At 29.3% G+C, this 14,111-nt stretch carries 13 protein-coding genes; 11 read left to right on the forward strand and 2 right to left on the reverse strand.

The features are described 5' to 3' along the window. Window positions 1-102: 102 nt before the first annotated feature. Genes hemA through hemF form a run of 7 tightly spaced genes read left to right on the forward strand, consistent with a single transcriptional unit; the run spans window position 103 to window position 7,401 of the window. Window positions 103-1,350: a glutamyl-tRNA reductase gene (hemA, locus tag OLM55_RS02490; protein WP_264559842.1), complete on the forward strand. Its 1,248-nt coding sequence runs from the start codon at window positions 103-105 to the stop codon at window positions 1,348-1,350. Window positions 1,351-1,360: 10 nt separating this feature from the next. Beyond that, complete coding sequence (gene hemC / locus OLM55_RS02495) at window positions 1,361-2,281, forward strand: hydroxymethylbilane synthase (RefSeq protein ID WP_264559843.1); 921 nt, start codon at window positions 1,361-1,363, stop codon at window positions 2,279-2,281. Between the two features lie 11 nt (window positions 2,282-2,292). Next, window positions 2,293-4,035, forward strand: coding sequence for a TrkH family potassium uptake protein (locus tag OLM55_RS02500; RefSeq protein WP_264559844.1), 1,743 nt, complete (start codon window positions 2,293-2,295; stop codon window positions 4,033-4,035). Between the two features lie 10 nt (window positions 4,036-4,045). Then, entirely contained in the window at window positions 4,046-4,765 is a 720-nt protein-coding gene (locus OLM55_RS02505; RefSeq protein ID WP_264559845.1) for a potassium channel family protein, read from the forward strand. After that, window positions 4,765-5,436 (forward strand): uroporphyrinogen-III synthase, encoded by a 672-nt coding sequence (locus tag OLM55_RS02510; RefSeq protein ID WP_264559846.1) that lies wholly within the window; start codon window positions 4,765-4,767, stop codon window positions 5,434-5,436. Before OLM55_RS02505 ends, OLM55_RS02510 begins: the two co-directional genes overlap by 1 nt. Further along, a complete protein-coding gene (gene hemE, locus OLM55_RS02515; protein WP_264559847.1) occupies window positions 5,429-6,457 on the forward strand; it encodes a uroporphyrinogen decarboxylase in 1,029 nt (342 codons plus the stop codon). Before OLM55_RS02510 ends, hemE begins: the two co-directional genes overlap by 8 nt. A gap of 41 nt (window positions 6,458-6,498) precedes the next feature. Further along, window positions 6,499-7,401, forward strand: a complete 903-nt coding sequence (hemF, locus tag OLM55_RS02520; RefSeq protein ID WP_264559848.1) for an oxygen-dependent coproporphyrinogen oxidase — start codon at window positions 6,499-6,501, stop codon at window positions 7,399-7,401. 66 nt (window positions 7,402-7,467) lie between these two features. Here hemF and OLM55_RS02525 read toward each other — a convergent pair whose 3' ends face one another. Both OLM55_RS02525 and OLM55_RS02530 read right to left on the reverse strand, forming a co-directional pair. After that, window positions 7,468-9,330: a DUF4836 family protein gene (locus OLM55_RS02525; RefSeq protein WP_264559849.1), complete on the reverse strand. Its 1,863-nt coding sequence runs from the start codon at window positions 9,328-9,330 to the stop codon at window positions 7,468-7,470. A 3-nt stretch (window positions 9,331-9,333) separates the two neighbouring features. After that, complete coding sequence (locus OLM55_RS02530; RefSeq protein WP_264559850.1) at window positions 9,334-9,966, reverse strand: hypothetical protein; 633 nt, start codon at window positions 9,964-9,966, stop codon at window positions 9,334-9,336. A gap of 137 nt (window positions 9,967-10,103) precedes the next feature. Between OLM55_RS02530 and hemB the strand changes: the two genes are divergently transcribed. From hemB to OLM55_RS02550, 4 genes are all read left to right on the forward strand, one after another. After that, window positions 10,104-11,102, forward strand: coding sequence for a porphobilinogen synthase (gene hemB, locus OLM55_RS02535; protein WP_264559851.1), 999 nt, complete (start codon window positions 10,104-10,106; stop codon window positions 11,100-11,102). 98 nt (window positions 11,103-11,200) lie between these two features. Beyond that, entirely contained in the window at window positions 11,201-12,256 is a 1,056-nt protein-coding gene (locus tag OLM55_RS02540) for a CNNM domain-containing protein (RefSeq protein WP_264559852.1), read from the forward strand. A gap of 59 nt (window positions 12,257-12,315) precedes the next feature. Beyond that, entirely contained in the window at window positions 12,316-13,419 is a 1,104-nt protein-coding gene (dprA, locus tag OLM55_RS02545) for a DNA-processing protein DprA (protein ID WP_264559853.1), read from the forward strand. Window positions 13,420-13,449: 30 nt separating this feature from the next. Next, entirely contained in the window at window positions 13,450-14,073 is a 624-nt protein-coding gene (locus tag OLM55_RS02550; RefSeq protein WP_264559854.1) for a hypothetical protein, read from the forward strand. Window positions 14,074-14,111: the final 38 nt, after the last annotated feature.

Below are 14,111 nucleotides of genomic sequence, written 5' to 3' on the forward strand. Positions count from 1 at the left end.
TTTAGTAAAAAAAACACCTATCGTTAAAAAAAGTACTTTTAGCGTTGTTTTTATAAAATTGATAAAAGTAAATTTGTATTCCTTTTATTTAAGGACCAAACTATGGATACAAATACTTTAGGAAAATACTCAACGTTTTATGCAGTAGGTTTAAGTTATAAAAAAGCTGATGCCGAAATGCGTGGAAAATTTAGTTTAGATGAAAACGCTAAAATAAATTTATTAAATCAAGCGAGAGAAGAAGGAATTGAAAGTTTATTAGTTACTTCAACTTGTAATAGAACTGAAATTTACGGTTTTGCACAGCATCCTTTTCAATTGATAAAACTACTTTGTGAAAATAGCCAAGGAACTGTTGAAGATTTTCAAAAAGTTGCTTATGTACACAAAAACAAAGAAGCTTTAAATCATCTTTTTAGAGTTGGAACCGGATTGGATAGTCAAATTTTAGGTGATTTTGAAATCATTTCTCAAATTAAACAAGGATTTGTTGAAAGTAAAAATATGGGATTAACCAATTCTTATTTAGAAAGAATCGTTAATGCTGTAATACAAGCAAGCAAAAAAGTAAAAAATGAAACAGAAATAAGTTCTGGAGCCACTTCAGTCTCATTTGCTTCTGTTCAATACATAATGAATAATGTTCCAGATATTGGAAATAAAAATATCTTACTTTTTGGAACAGGAAAAATAGGAAGAAACACTTGTGAAAACTTAGTAAAACACACAAAAAACGAACACATAGTTCTTATAAACAGAACAAAAGAAAAAGCCGAGCAAATAGCCGGAAAATTTAATTTAATTGTAAAAGACTACGCCGATTTACAATTAGAAATTCAAAAAGCTGATGTTTTAGTCGTTGCAACTGGTGCTCAAAAACCTACTGTTGATGCTGAAATTTTAAAGCTTAAAAAACCTTTACTAATTTTAGATTTATCTATTCCTAAAAATGTAAATGAAGACGTAAAAATTAACAAAGAGGTAACATTAGTTCATTTAGACGATTTGTCTCAAGTTACTGATGAAACTATTGAAAAAAGAAAAGAACATATTCCAGCAGCAGAACAAATAATTGAAGAACTTATTACCGAATTTTTAAATTGGTCTAAAACAAGAAGGTTTGCACCAACAATACATTCGCTAAAAGAAAAGCTATCGACGATTAAACAATCAGAATTAAATTACCAACGAAAAAAACTAGATAATTTTAATGAAGAACAAGCTGAAATAATTAGTAATAGAATCATTCAAAAAATAACAACCCATTTTGCAAATCATTTAAAAGACGACAACACAATGGTAGATGAAAGTATTGAATGGATTGAAAAAGTTTTTCAATTAAATAATTAAACTACTTCTTTTGAAAAAAAAAATACGTATTGGAACAAGAGATAGTGAACTAGCACTATGGCAAGCTCACACTGTTCAAAAAAAACTTAATGACTTAGGCTACTTAACAGAAATAGTTGCTGTAAAGTCAACAGGAGATTTGATATTAAACAAACCTTTATATGAATTAGGCATCACAGGAATTTTTACTAAGACTTTAGACATAGCAATGCTAAAAGGTGAAGTAGATATTGCTGTACATTCAATGAAAGATGTCCCAACTTCATTGCCAATTGGAATTGTTCAAGCAGCGGTATTAGAAAGAGCCAATACATTAGACATTTTAATTCATAAAGGGAATTTAGATTTTTTAAATTCAGAAGCAACAATTGCCTCTGGGAGTTTAAGAAGAAAAGCACAATGGTTAAGCAAATATCCAACACATAAAGTAGAGGATTTACGTGGAAATGTGAATACTAGAATGCAAAAATTGAAAGATAATAACTGGAATGGCGCTATTTTTGCAGCCGCTGGCTTAGAAAGAATTAATTTAAAACCAAGTGAATTTTTAGACCTAACCTGGATGGTTCCTGCTCCTGCTCAAGGTGCAATGGTTGTTGTTGCAATGGAAAACGACGATTTTACAAGAGATGCTCTTGCTAAATTAAATAACAAGGACACTGAAATTTGTACTTATATCGAACGTCAATTTCTTAAAACTTTAGAAGGAGGTTGTACTGCTCCAATTGGTGCTTTAGCAACTATAAATGAAAAACAAATAAATTTTGAAGGCGTTTTGTTTTCTTTAGACGGAAAACAAAAGTTTACCATTAAAAAAAGTTGTAATTTTGATTCTTACATTGATTTTGGGCAAAATTGCGCAAAGGAAATATTACAAAACGGAGGAAAGCCATTAATGGAAGAACTTCGCAAACAACTAAAGGTGAAATAAGCGCTTCAAAAATGGAAAAAGAATCCTTAATCAATTACTTATACCGTTTTTTCGACATCATTGTCTTATTATTTATAGTATTTGACTTTGGATATGATTTTGAAGAAAACTATAATTCTCCTCACGTAATAGGACTTCTAACACTTTCTATTGGTTTACTTGCTTTTAATGCTTTTAAGTTTTTTACTTACAAATATGAAAGCAATAAAAAAGTAGTTTTAGTTAACTTCATTATTTTAACAGTTATGATAGTGCTATCTACTTTCATAGCAATTATAAACAAAGACTTTAGTTGGAGTTATATTCTTCAAAAAATAAAACCTATATTAGAAGGAGGTTTAATCATTTACTTTTTATTAAGGTTAATGATATTAGTACGTCATATTTATGACATTTACTTTAACCCAGCTATTGTATTTGTAGGTAGTTTTATGATTTTAGCGCTTTCCGGAGCTTTTTTATTAATGATGCCAAGTGCAACTTCAAACGGTATTTCTTTTACAAATGCAATATTTACTGCAACAAGCGCTGTTTGTGTTACAGGGCTTGCGGTTGTAGACACCGCAAAAGACTTTACTTTAATAGGGCAATCCATAATACTTGTATTGATTCAATTAGGAGGAATAGGAATATTAACATTTACATCGTTCTTTGCCTTTTTTTTTAGAGGTGGATCAACTTTTAAAGAAGGGTTAAATACAAAAGATTTTATTGCTCAAGAAGGGTTAAAGGATGTATTTAGAGCAGCTCTTAATGTGGTAATATTTACAATTGGAGTTGAAATTGTTGGAGCTATTTTTATTTACTCATCAATATTAGACAATCCAAACATTGATAATCAGTTTTTCTTTTCTATTTTTCATTCTATTTCTGCATTTTGCAATGCGGGGTTTTCCATTTTACCAAATGGTTTATACGATGAAAGCATACGATTTCATTACTATTTTCAATGGATCATAATGATACTTGTTATTTTTGGAGGACTTGGTCACAACATTGTTTTCAACTTTTACCAATATTTAAAAACATATATTATAGAATTGTTTGACAAAAAAATAATTCATAAACAAGTACCTATAATTACTTTAAACACTAAGATTGTAATATACACAACTATAATTTTATTATTTGCAGGTTGGATATTTTTATTTGTTTCAGAATACAACAATACAATGTTAGAGCACAATACAGTGTTTGGAAAAATAACAAATGCAGCATTTAATTCTGTAACACCGAGAACAGCAGGGTTTAACACTGTAGACTATACTAAATTTACTGTTCCTTCATTATTATTTATAATATTTTTAATGTGGATTGGAGCATCTCCCGCATCAACAGGAGGTGGAATAAAAACAAGCACGTTTGCGCTGGCAACTTTAAATATTTTTGCAGTTGCAAAAGGAAAAAACAGAATACAATTTAGAGGAAGAAGAGTTTCTATAGAATCTACATCAAGAGCTTTTGCCATTTTATGCATTTCATTAATTGTAATAGGAATAGCAATTATGGCTTTATTAATACTAGAACCAGAAGGAACACCTTTATTAACTGTTGCATTTGAATGTTTTTCTGCATTTAGTACAGTTGGATTAAGTTTAAACTACACACCAACTCTATCTGAACCAAGTAAATATGTAATTATAGCAACGATGTTTATTGGAAGAATAGGAATGCTCAATTTAATGATTGGTTTATTACGTCAAATGAACCACCAGTTTTATGAATACCCAAAAGAGAATATATTAATTAACTAATGTTAATACTATGAAAATTATAGTTTTTGGTTTAGGAAATTTCGGAATGTCATTATCGCTAAGTTTAACTGAAACGGGAAATGAAGTAATAGGAATAGACAAACAAATGGACAAAGTGAATCTTGTAAAAGATAAAATTTCTCATGCAATTTGTATGGATTCAACAAATGAATTAGCATATGAAGCTGTTCCATTAAAAGATGCAGATAAAGTAGTTGTTGCAATTGGAGAAAGTGAAGGGGCTGCAATTATTACAACGGCAATTATTAAAAAATTATCTAATGTAAAAATCATAAGTAGAGCACTATCTCCCATTCATGATACGGTACTTGAAGCAATGGGTATTCATAGTATCATTCATCCAGAACAAGAAAGCGCAGATAGGCTAACAAAACAAATTAACTTTAAATCTACTTTAGAAAATTATCAATTAGATGATAATTACACCATTTCTGAAGTAAAAGCAAGGAAAGAATTTATAGGCAAAACACTTGAAGAGTTAGACTCAATCGACAAATATCGATTAACCCTTGTAACCATTATTAGGAAAAAAGAAAAAAGGAATTTAATTGGTAAAAAAAATACAATAAAAGAATCTATCGGTAGGCCATCACCAGAAACAGTAATAGAAGAATGCGATATTTTAGTGGTTTATGGAAACAATAAAGACATTGAAAAATACTGTTTAGGACAAGAAGAATATGACATTACCAACAAAAACAGTAATTAATGAATTCTATTTTATCTACAAAAAAACTCTCAGAAAATCAAAAACAAATATTGATTAATCATTCATTTCTATTAACTGAAGAGAGCTTTATAGAAACTAAAATAAAAGAATTTAAACTAGAGAACATCAACCAAAATTTGATTTTTACCAGTCAAAATGCCGTATTAAGTCTTTTAAAAAATTCAAAATGGGAATCTTTAAAAAGTAAACCTGTTTTTTGTGTGGGTTTAAAAACCAAAGAATTACTAACGGAAAATGGATTTAATGTCATTGCATTTACAGGTTATGCAGCTGATTTAGCCGAAATTATTTCTCTAATTTATGCTAAAGAAACCTACACTTTCTTTAACGGAAATTTACGCAGAGATATTTTGCCAAATTCACTAAAAGAAAATAAAATAACATTCAACGAAATTGAAGTGTATGAAACCAATTTAACTTCAAAGAAAATAAAAACAAAAAACGATGGAATATTATTTTTTAGCCCATCGGCAGTAGAAAGTTATTTGAAATTAAACACAATAAAAGACGAAATATGCTTTTGTATTGGCGAATCTACATCAGAAGCATTAGAAAACAAGAATATAACAAATATTATAATTGCAGAAAGACCAACTGTCGAAGATGTAATTAACGACGTAGTAGAACATTATACACAAGAAAATGATTAAAAACGACTTATTTTTAAGAGCATTAAATAACGAAACTGTAGAACGCCCACCAGTTTGGATGATGCGTCAAGCAGGAAGATATTTGCCAGAATTTATGGCAATTAAAGAAAAATATGATTTTTTCACACGTTGTAAAACACCAGAATTAGCTTCTGAAATTACAGTACAACCTATTCGAATTGTAAAACCAGATGCTGCCATTTTATTTTCAGATATCTTAGTAATTCCTCAAGCAATGGGAATTCATGTAGAGTTAGAAGATGGAATTGGACCTGTTTTACCAAATCCTATTCGCAAAGCTTCAGATGTTGATAATGTTTTCATCCCAGATATCAATGAAACATTAGGTTATGTTATGGATGCAATTGACATGACTAGAGAAAAACTAAATAATGAAGTTCCGTTAATTGGTTTCGCAGGTTCGCCATGGACCATTTTTTGTTATGCAGTAGAAGGAAAAGGTTCTAAAAGTTTTGATAAAGCAAAAGGGTTCTGTTTTACTAACCCTGTTGCGGCACATAATTTATTACAAAAAATTACAGATACAACTATTTTATACTTAAAAGAAAAAGTAAAACACGGTGTAAACGCGGTACAAATTTTTGACTCTTGGGGAGGAATGTTGTCTCCAACAGATTATACAGAATTTTCATGGAATTACATGAACCAAATTGTGGAAGCTTTAGCACCAGAAACTAAAGTTATTGTATTTGGAAAAGGATGTTGGTTTGCATTAAACGATATGGCAAAATCAAAAGCGTCTGCAATTGGAGTAGATTGGACTGTTTCTCCAAAAAATGCACGTTATTTAACTGGCGGAAAGAAAACCTTACAAGGAAATTTCGACCCTTCACGTTTATTATCTCCAATTCCTGTAATTAAGAAAATGGTACACGAAATGATTGACGAATTTGGCCCAGACAACTACATCGTTAACCTTGGCCATGGAATTTTACCAAACATTCCTGTAGACCACGCAAAAGCATTTGTAGAAGCAGTTAAAGAGTATAAAAGAAAGTAGTTGAGTTGACAGTTAAAAGCTGTTTGCTAAAAGCTTAAAAAATGAAAAATAAATTTTACGCATATATTCAACAATTACAAGATCAAATTTGCAAAGGTCTTGAAGATATTGATGGAAAAGGTTTCTTTAAAGAAGATTTATGGAAACGTCCAGAAGGTGGTGGTGGAAGAACACGCGTAATTGCAAACGGAAAGGTTTTTGAAAAAGGCGGGGTAAATATTTCTGCTGTTCACGGAAAGTTGCCTGATTCTATGCAAAAACTTTTTAATGTTGGAGAAGCTGATTTTTTCGCTTGCGGATTAAGTTTAGTAATTCATCCTAAAAGCCCAATGGTTCCAACGGTTCATGCCAATTGGAGATATTTTGAAATGTATGACGAAAATGGAAAAATAATCAATCAATGGTTTGGAGGCGGACAAGATTTAACGCCTTATTACTTGTTTGAAGAAGACGCAAAACATTTTCATGAAACCTGTAAAACAGCTTGCGACAAACATAATCCTGAGTTTTATCGGAATTATAAAAAGAAATGCGATGAATACTTTTGGAACACACACCGTAATGAAGCACGTGGAATAGGCGGATTATTTTTCGACTATTGCAAAGAAACTCCAGAAATGAAAATGGAAGATTGGTTCAACTTTGTAACTGAAGTTGGAAATAGTTTTCTAGAAGCTTATGTACCAATTGTTGCAAAAAGAAAAGATTTACCTTTTTCTCCAGAACAAAAAACGTGGCAAGAAATTCGTCGCGGTCGTTACGTAGAATTTAATTTAGTTCACGACAAAGGAACTCTATTTGGACTTAAAACGAACGGTAGAATTGAAAGTATATTAATGAGTTTGCCACCACATGTTCAATGGGTTTATGATCATCATCCTGAAGAAGGAAGTGCCGAAGAAAAATTAATCAAAATATTAGAAAACCCTATTGATTGGATTTAAAAATAAAAAAGCAGTAATTTAGAATTAATTACTGCTTTTTTATTTTTATAATTATTGAGATTAAGATTAATCTAAATATTCAATCAAATCTAATGTTTGTAAAATGATATTTTTATCAGACGTATTCGAATTTAAATTCAATTCAAATTTCATTTTGTTGTTATTTAATGATTTTGATGATTTAAAATCAAAAGAATTAAATTGCTTTTTAAACTCTAACATTGCTTTTTTCTCTTTTTCTGAGGTTATTTCATCTGAAAAAAGATCAATTAACTGACCTATAAATAAATTACCATGTAAATAATTTTTCTTTAAATTTTTCTTTACACTTTTTGAAAAATCAGAAGTTTTACCCTTATTTAAATAATCAATTCCATTTGTAACGACAATTACATCTTTATCTTTAATAATTTTTAAATTTCCAACAGGAGTAGATTCTGTAATTTCAAAATAATCATTATTTTCAATTAAGTATCCTTTTCTAATTCCTAGTTTTAATAACTTATCTCCTAGTGTAGGATGTGTTGAAGTAAATATAAATGTAAAAACAGGTCTAGATTTGTTTACCACTTTCTCTTCAATTACTTCGTCATAATTTTCATCATAACTATAAGTTGTAACTGTATCTTCATACTTCTCTATATTGTGTAAAAACATACTAAAATCACCATCATAAATAGTAGAAATAGCATCTTCATCAATAATAGTAGTCATTAAATCTATCATTAAATCCTTATCTTCACTTTCTAGCGGAATACTCGATAGCATTTGCTCAGAAATTTCTGGATATTTATTTAAAATTTCTTTAGTATTTACATGATAAGACATATAACCTAATGGAGTATTTTTAGGAAAATAATTAAAAACATTCTTGTTGATTTTTCTGTCAACAACTTTATTCATAATGTTTGCTAAAGGAGTTGAATATTCAATAGTTTGTTCTAAACGAGCTTTGTCATTTTCAAAATAAAAATCAGCATTTAATCCTTTTATAGCATGTTCAACAGGTTTTTGTTCTATTAATGTATTATTTAAACGCGCTACCGATTTAAAAAGATATGATAATGAATTTAAATTTGAAAAAGTTGAACCATAGTTTAACCAACATGAAATATCAGCTTTTACATTAATTTTATTAGATGTAGGAAACTTAAAACCATCTTTAAATAATAAATCAATATTATATTCTTGTTGAATACTTTTTTTAAGATCTGTAAGTTGTTTTTCTTTAGCGTATTCTGTTTTTAAATTCTCAAAATAATCAAAATCAACCTCTTCACTCTCTTCTTCTGTTGCTTCAACAACATACTCTTCTTCATAATATTCTGACTCAGAAACTGGTGGTGGTGGCGGTAACTTTTCTATAATAAGTTCTGATTCTTCCTCATTATAAACATAATCTTCCGTATAATCATTATTATAACTTTCGTTATAAGCATAGTCTTGAGTAATTGTTTCATCTTTAATAGACAAAATTTCATAAATTACTAAATTTTCTCCATTCCAAGCTAGAGAATAATTTGAATGAGTCGACTTATAACTTGAGTAATTTTCGAATCTTTTAATACTTTCTTTTAAAGAATCAATTTCAATAAAATCATTTTGTTTCTCAATATTTTCATTAATATATTCTTCTAATTTAACTGTAGAAGTTAATGGAAGTGTAATTTGATAATATGAAATACTATCTGTAAAGTTTCCATGAATTACCATTTTTTTAGAATCATCTATAAACGAAGTAAAATCACTTAGTTTAAGTTTTGAACTTTCTTTATTGAACTCTTTAAATGCTTTGTGCGAAAACAATTCATCAAGGGAAACTTTACTCGAAAATCGATCGGCATTAAATTGAATAAAATAATCATGCTTGTCTTGAGCAATTGCTAAAAACGGAATTAAAACGGCTAATAAGTAAAAAAACTTCTTCATAAATTACGGTGTAAATGATATTGTATTGTTCATTAAAGTATTGTTTTTCAAAACACTCCAAACGTTTTGTTTTAAAAAAACAGTTTTATTTGATTTTGAAACTTTTGCATTTTGATTTTTTATTTTTGAAACTTCTTTTTCAAATGAATAAATAGCAATAATATTGGCTTGCAATAAGTCTTCTTTTTTGTCTTCTTTTTCAACTATTTTTTTTGGAATAGGATAAGAAGCAATTCGCTCAAAATTTCCATTAATATTAGCAAAATGAACTAAGTCGTTACTTTTGTCCATACTATTTAACACAGAATTTAAAGCATTTATAGAATTATAGCTGAATTTAAAAGTAAAAATATAACTATTGAAATCATACTTTGTTGAAATATTAGAAATTCCTTCAATTTGAGAAGATTTAGACCTAAACTCAGCAAGTTTTGCTTTTATTTCATCTTCATTTGGAATAGTTACTCCATCTACTTCCTCTAACCAAATAGCCGATTTTGTCTTAAACCAAGATTTTGAAAAATCAACAACAAGCGTATAATTACCACTATTATTATTTTTGTGGTAAATACGCTCAGTTACATCAAAACAACTTGTAAAAATGAAACAAAGAAATAAAAGTAGTATTTTATTCATTTTCCAAAAATAAGATATAAAATTCAATAATCCTTTTCATCAGCAATAGTTAACTAATTAAAATGTCCTTTAGATATATTTAATTAACTTTGTATAGATAAATTTAATGAATGAAAAATCATTAAAAAACAAATATTATGTTCCCATTAAGAAGAAATAGAAGATTAAGAATAAATGAATCTATAAGAAGTTTAGTTAGAGAAACCAGCCTAAGTCCGGCTGATTTTATGTTCCCAATGTTTATTGCAGAAGGTGAAAATGTAAAAATTGAAATCCCTTCAATGCCAGGAATATTTCGTCGTTCAATTGACTTAACAGTTGAAGAAGTTAAAGAATTATTCGATTTAGGAATAAGAGCCGTAAACATCTATGTAAAAGTTGATGATTCACTAAAAGATAACACCGGAAAAGAAGCTTGGAATGATAATGGTTTAATGCAAAGAGCTATAAAAGCTATCAAATTAGCATGTCCTGAAATGATTGTTATGCCCGATGTTGCTCTTGATCCTTATTCTATTTATGGTCATGATGGAATCATTGAAGATGGCGATGTTGCCAATGATGCTACAAATGATGCATTAGTAAAAATGGCTGTTTCTCATGCAAAAGCTGGAGCCGATTTTGTGGCACCAAGTGACATGATGGACGGAAGAGTTTTGCGTTTACGCGAAGGTTTAGATGCTGCCGGATTTCATAATGTAGGAATCATGAGCTATTCAGCTAAATATGCTTCTGCATTTTACGGCCCTTTTCGTGATGCTTTAGATTCTGCTCCAAAAGAGGCTGATATTGAAGTTCCAAAAGATAAAAAAACCTATCAAATGGATTATGCAAATCGTATTGAAGCCATTAAAGAAGCGCTTTCTGATGTTGAAGAAGGAGCCGACATGGTTATGGTTAAACCAGGAATGGCTTATTTAGACATTGTAAGAGAAGTTAAAAATGCTGTGAATATTCCAGTAACCGTTTTTCAGGTTTCTGGGGAATATGCTATGGTTAAAGCTGCTGCTGAAAGAGGTTGGTTAGACCATGATAAAATAATGATGGAACAATTAATGTGTATCAAAAGAGCTGGTGCAAGTTTAATTTCTACTTATTTCGCCAAAGAAGCAGCTATACTATTAAATAAAAAATAAGTTTTTTTGAGATTTGAAAAGAAAATTAATTAGAAAATCTTAATATTTGCTTCCTCAATTTATATTAAGTATTTTAGACTTTTAAAAACTATATATTAATGACACTATTAATTATTTACGCAGTAACTTCCATTTTTTTCTCATTCTTATGTTCTATATTGGAAGCTGTTCTATTAAGTGTTACACATACTTTTATTACAGTAAAAAAGAAAGAAAATAAAAGTTATGCTACTAAATTAGAATTACTAAAAAGCGATATCGACAAACCGTTAATTGCTATTTTAACATTAAATACAATTGCACATACAGTAGGCGCAATTTTAGTAGGTGTTCAAGCAGAAAAAACATTTGGAAACGGAAATAATTCGGTAGCAATTGTTTCATCATTAATGACTTTTTTAATTTTAGTTTTATCTGAAATTATACCAAAAACAATTGGCGCAAAATTCTGGAAACAATTAGCCGGTTTTACCACAACAACTCTAAATATATTAATATTTCCATTAAAAATAACTGGAGTTTTATGGTTACTTCAATTGACTACAAAATTAATTGGAGGCTCTGGACATGTTTCTATTCTTAGCAGAGATGACTTTTCTGCAATGGCTGATTTAGCCGAAAAAGAAGGCGTTTTTAAAGCTTCAGAATCTAAAGTATTGAAAAATTTATTAGCTCTTGATTCTGTTTTTGCAAAAGATATTATGTCGCCAAGAACTGTTGTAAAAATAGCTAATAGCATAACTACTATTGAAGATTTTTATAATGAAAATAAAAACCTGCGTTTTTCGAGAATTCCTATTTACCAAAAAAATTCAGATAACATTATTGGTTTAGTTTTAAAAACCGATATTTTAGATGCTATGATTAATAATAATGGAGATGCAATTTTAGAAAGTATTAAACGACCAATTGTTTTAACTAAAAGAAACCAACCTATCCCTCAATTATTTGAAGAATTAATCCAAAATAAAAACCATATGGCTGCTGTTTTAGACGAATATGGTTCATTTAGCGGTTTAATCACACAAGAAGATGTTATTGAAACACTTTTAGGTCTTGAAATTATGGACGAAAGTGATTCGGTAGAAGATTTACAGGAACTTGCAAAAAAGAACTTGGAGAAGAGAATAGAAAAATTAAAAAATAACGAGTAACTAATTAATTTAATTTTTACATTTGTGTAATATATACGCCAAATTATTTATTACACGCCATGTTACAAAAAGAATTATACTACACGCTTGCGTTAATGCAGGTAGATGGAGTTGGTGATGTTGTCGCCAAAAAACTCATCAATTATTGCGGTTCAGCCGAAGCCGTTTTCCTATCTAAAAATACAACTTTAGCAAAAATTGAAGGTATTGGTAAGTCTTTACTTAAAAATCTTCAAGATAAATCTGTTTTTGAAAAAGCGGAAAAAGAAATTCAATTTATTGAAAAAGAGAATATTCAAACCCTTTTCTTTCAAGAAGAAAATTACCCAAATCGATTACAAAACTGTTTTGATAGTCCTGTTTTATTATTCCAATCTGGAAATATTGATTTATCTAACAGAAAAATAATCAGCATAGTTGGAACCCGACAAATAACAAGCTACGGCTCGGCAATAACACAAAAACTAATTGAAGACATAGCGCCATTAAACCCTATAATTGTAAGTGGATTTGCTTATGGTGTAGATATTCATGCACATCAAGTAGCTATGGATTACGGCTTGCAAACCATTGGAGTTTTAGCTCATGGTTTAAATCAAATTTATCCTAAAAATCACAAAAAATACATTGCTAAAATGGAAGAAAACGGTGGTTTTTTAACTGAGTTTTGGAGTACTTCGCAACCAGATAGAGAAAATTTTGTAAAACGAAATAGAATTGTCGCCGGAATGACAGAAGCTACAATAGTAATTGAAAGCGCTGAAAAAGGCGGCTCACTAATTACTGCACAAATAGCAAATGATTATAATCGAGATGTGTTTGCTGTTCCTGGAAGAACTACTGATAAATATAGTCAAGGCTGTAACAACTTAATCAAAACCCAACGCGCACATTTATTGCACTCTGCAGCTGATTTAGTTTATATTTTAAATTGGGAGTTGAAAAAGAAAGAAGAAAAAGCCATACAAAAACAATTGTTCATTTCGTTAGAACCAGAAGAACAAAAAATATACGACTATCTTTTAAAAACCGGCAAAGAAGATTTAGATTCTATTGCTATTGCATGTGAGTTACCAACCTATAAATTATCTTCTCTACTACTTAACATGGAATTGAAAGGGGTAATAAAACCATTACCTGGGAAATTTTTTGAAACGGCATAATTATTGAATTCTATTTTTTAAATTTAACTTATGAAAAAATTCGTTTTACTTTTTTTGTTTTGCATAACATTACTTTCCTGTACTGAAAAGGAAAAAACCTATGAAGAACTTGAATCTGAAGTGTTATGTGATGTTTTGCCGCAATTGGCACATGAATTTGTAATGACAAAGTTACCGCCACCACCGCCGCCAGAAAAAGATTATGAAAAATATAATTATAAACCACTTTCGACTGAAGATTTTATAAAATTTGTAGAAAATCGAAAAGACTCAATTAAAATACTTGCTAATGAGAAACATAAAATTAATGTTGGTATAAACTTACATATGTTTTCAATAAAAAGTAAAGATTTTGAACTAAGAAATAAATTAAAAATTGATAGCTTAATTGAAAGAAGGTATAAAAATAATGAATTAGTAAAATCTACTTTAAAATTCAAATACTTCGAACCTGATTCTTTAAGATTAAAAGGAGAGTTTATTAATGATAAGGATATTGCCGCTTTAATTTCAACTTCTAGAGTATTATTCAATTCAGAAATGAAAGAAGCCTATTTCAAACTTTATCCTTTTGGTTGTTTGCCAACTAAATTCAAAATAATTTCAGAAAAGAAAAACAACAAATGGGTTGTAAAAGAAATAATTGAAGAATAAAAAAGTCCCGCAAAATGCAGGACTTTTTTATTAAAATA

The organism is Flavobacterium sp. N2270, assembly GCF_025947225.1.
Classification (GTDB): domain Bacteria; phylum Bacteroidota; class Bacteroidia; order Flavobacteriales; family Flavobacteriaceae; genus Flavobacterium.